Origin of the sequence: Streptomyces sp. LS1784 (assembly GCF_020103755.1) — a bacterium.
GTDB lineage: Bacteria > Actinomycetota > Actinomycetes > Streptomycetales > Streptomycetaceae > Kitasatospora.
This window is the reverse complement of sequence record NZ_JAHSQD010000752.1, coordinates 1-3,242: the sequence shown is the minus strand read 5'-3', so window position 1 is coordinate 3,242 and position 3,242 is coordinate 1. Positions and strand designations below refer to the sequence as shown.

The window sequence follows — 3,242 nt, the reverse complement described above, 5'->3', positions numbered from 1 at the left end:
GGCGTACTGGTCCTGCCGGTAGCCGCCCTGGTCGTAGCCGTACTGGTCGTCCGCGAAGCCCTGCTGCTGGTCGTAACCCTGCGGGGCGTACTGGTCGTACTCGTCCTGGGCGTACTCGTCCTGCCGGTAGCCGCCCTGGTCGTAGCCGTACTGGTCGTCCGCGAAGCCCTGCTGCTGGTCGTAACCCTGCGGGGCGTACTGGTCGTAGCCCTGCTGGTACTCCTCCTCGACCTCGGCGTCCACCACCGGCGCCTGCGGGGCGCTCTCCAGGGCCGCGCGGCGGACCTGGTCGAGGCGCTGCGAGCGCTGGACGGCCTCCAGGGCCGGGCTGAACCCGCTGGAGCCGGCGTTGCCGATGCCGGTGAGGTGGTCGTCGAAGCCGAGCTCGGCCGCGCTGCGGGAGCGGTCGTCCGGCGCCCACTCGGCGGTCGGCTCCTGCTCGGCGAAGATGCGGGAGACGGTGAACTGCTCGTCCGGCTCCGGCACCGCACCGGACTGGGTGACGAACGGCGGGAGCATGACCAGCGAGGTGGTGCCGGCGGACTCGCCGGACGGGCGGAGCTGGACGCGGATGTCGTGCCGCTGGGAGAGCCGGCCGACCACGAACAGGCCCATGCGGCGGGAGATGGTGGCGTCCACCGTGGGCGGCTCGGCCAGCTTCTCGTTGATCTCCGCGAAGTCCTCGGCGGTGAGGCCGATGCCCTTGTCGTGGATCTCGACCAGCACGCGGCCGTCCGGCAGGCGGGTCGCGTTGACCAGCACCCGGGTCTGCGGGCTGGAGAACGAGGTGGCGTTCTCCAGCAGCTCGGCGAGCAGGTGGACGAGGTCGGTCACGGCGGCGCCGACGACGTCGACCTCCGGGATGCCGGAGAGCTCGACGCGCTCGTACTGCTCCACCTCGGAGGCGGCGGCGCGGAGCACGTCGACCAGCGGGACCGGGGTGTTCCAGCGGCGGCCGGCCTCCTCGCCCGCGAGGACGAGCAGGTTCTCACCGTTGCGGCGCATGCGGGTGGCCAGGTGGTCCAGCTTGAAGAGGTTCTCCAGCTGGTCCGGGTCGGCCTCGTTGTTCTCCAGGTCGGTGATCAGCGCCAGCTGGCGCTGGATCAGGCTCTGGCTGCGGCGCGACAGGTTGGTGAAGATCGCGTTGACGTTCCCTCGCAGCAGGGCCTGCTCGGCGGCGAGCGCCACGGCCTGCTGGTGGACCTGGTCGAACGCCCGGGCGACCTCGCCGATCTCGTCCTTGCCGTGCAGCGGGATCGGGGTCACCGAGGTGTCGACCCGGTCGGGGTCGGTCTTGGAGAGCTTCTCGACCAGGTCCGGCAGGCGGTGGTCGGCGATCTCCAGGGCGGCGCTGCGCAGGGTGCGCATGCCGAGGATCATCGAGCGGGCCACGTAGCCGGTGAGCAGACCGGCCAGGATCAGTGCGGCGACGACGATGACCGTGTTGAGGATGGCGTCGTAGAGCGCGTTGTCCTTGAGGTTGCGGGAGTCGGTGAGGACGTCGTCCAGCAGCGCCTCTTCGGTGTTCCGCAGGGCCTGGATGTGCGTGTTGGCGGCCTGGTTCCAGTTGTCCGGGGTCAGACCGGCGCTCTTCGCCTCGGCGAACGCGGCGTCGGCGGTGGCCTTGCCCTTCAGCTGGCCCTCGGCGGCGGCCTGGCTGTACGAGGCGGCCAGTGTCAGCAGGCCCGGCATGGTGGGCGCGGTGCCGTTCGGCATCTTGTACGCCGAGCGATCCTGGGCGGCGGCCACGGCGACCTGCGCCTCCGCGTACTTCCTGGCGTCCTCGGGGGCGCTACCGGTGTTGAACTCGTTGAGGGAGACCTGCTCCAGCTTCTCCGCGACCACGATCTGCTGGGTCGCGTCGGCGTTCTCGTACCGGGTGGTGGTGTTCTGCGCGATGCCGACCAGCAGGTTGAGCATCAGCGCGCGCTGGGTCGAGGCGGAGGCCTTGGCCAGCGACATCGCGTAGATCGCGCGGCCCTTGCTGGTGGCGTTGGCGGAGCCCAGGCCGACCGAGTTGTCGTAGGCCAGCAGCGGGGCGAACATCGCCGAGTAGGCGTTGGCGGTGGCGCTGAGGAACAGCTCAGGGCCGTACGCGTTGGCCCGCAGGTGCGGCAGGTCGGCGACCAGGATCTTGAAGGCGTCATGGCGGCGAGGCAGCTCACCGGACTTGTCGGAGGCCTCGTACGCGGCGTTGTACGCCTTCAGCGCGGCATCGGTGTCGTTGCGGCGCTTGGTCACCTCGTTGTTCGGGTCCTGCTTGGTGAGCAGGGGTATCAGCGTCTTGTCGCGCTCGTTCTCCAGCGCCTCGGCGAGTTCGGTCGCCGCCTTGGCCAGCTCCGCGGTCTTCTCGGCGCGGGAGGCCTTGATGTAGCCGTCGACCGAGGTGTTCACGCGAAGACCGCCGAAGACGAGACTGATGATCACGGGGATCAGCAGGATCGCGATCAGACGGGTCGGCACGCGCCAGTTGCGCGGGCGGAGGAAGTCGTACCGGTTGGAGCCGCCGCCGTCGTCCGACGAGCCGCCGCTGCGGGGCCTCGTGGGTGCGGCTGTGGGCTCGGGGGCCGGGACAGGGGTCTGGGCGCGTTCCTCGGTGGGAGTGAACGCGGAGAATCCGGTCGGGTCCCCCGGGGTACCGTTCGGCTCGCTCTGGCGGGGCTCGGAGCGCCGCTGCGGGGCGGGTTGCTGCTTACGCCTCACTCGACAACTACCTCTCGGCCGAATGTCGGCCATGGATCAATCCAGCGCTACCCCCGGGCCCTGACGTGCCGCCGGACCGGCCGACACAGGAGACATCCAGGGGCAGCTGGAATTTCAGCACGTGCAGGGATGGGGGACAAACAGCCGCCGTCCGGCACCCGCGTCGGAACAATCCGGACATTCGCCGACATGACGGAGCAAAACCGTGGTCACCTGGCGCTGAGTGACGCTGATTCGCCACACTGAGTCATTGTTGATCACAAAATGCCTACCGAACTGTTATCCGCTGCTTATACACGGGTCTTGCGCGGAGCCCCCGGAGGACACCGGCCGGTAAGCGTCGCAGCCCCGACGGCCTGTTGCAGGGGACGGGCCGTCGAGGCTGTGCGGTTCCCCCCGCGCTCAGCGGAGCCGGGCGAGCAGGGCGTGTTCGACGAGGGTGATGAGGGCGCTCTTGGCGCTGTCCCGGCGGCGGGCGTCGAGGGTGATGACGGGGGTGTCGGTGCCGAGTTGGAGGGCTTCGCGGACTTCGTCGGAGG

General features: G+C 69.8%; 1 protein-coding gene and 1 pseudogene. Both read right to left on the bottom strand.

What is annotated here, in order from left to right; all coding sequences use genetic code 11:
* Positions 1–2,703 (bottom strand): nitrate- and nitrite sensing domain-containing protein (locus tag KS423_RS41770; protein ID WP_224284939.1); only part of this gene is annotated, 2,703 nt, incomplete at its 3' end.
* 402 nt (positions 2,704–3,105) lie between these two features.
* Positions 3,106–3,242 (bottom strand): annotated as a pseudogene (locus tag KS423_RS41765) (ATP-binding protein); the annotation flags it as partial.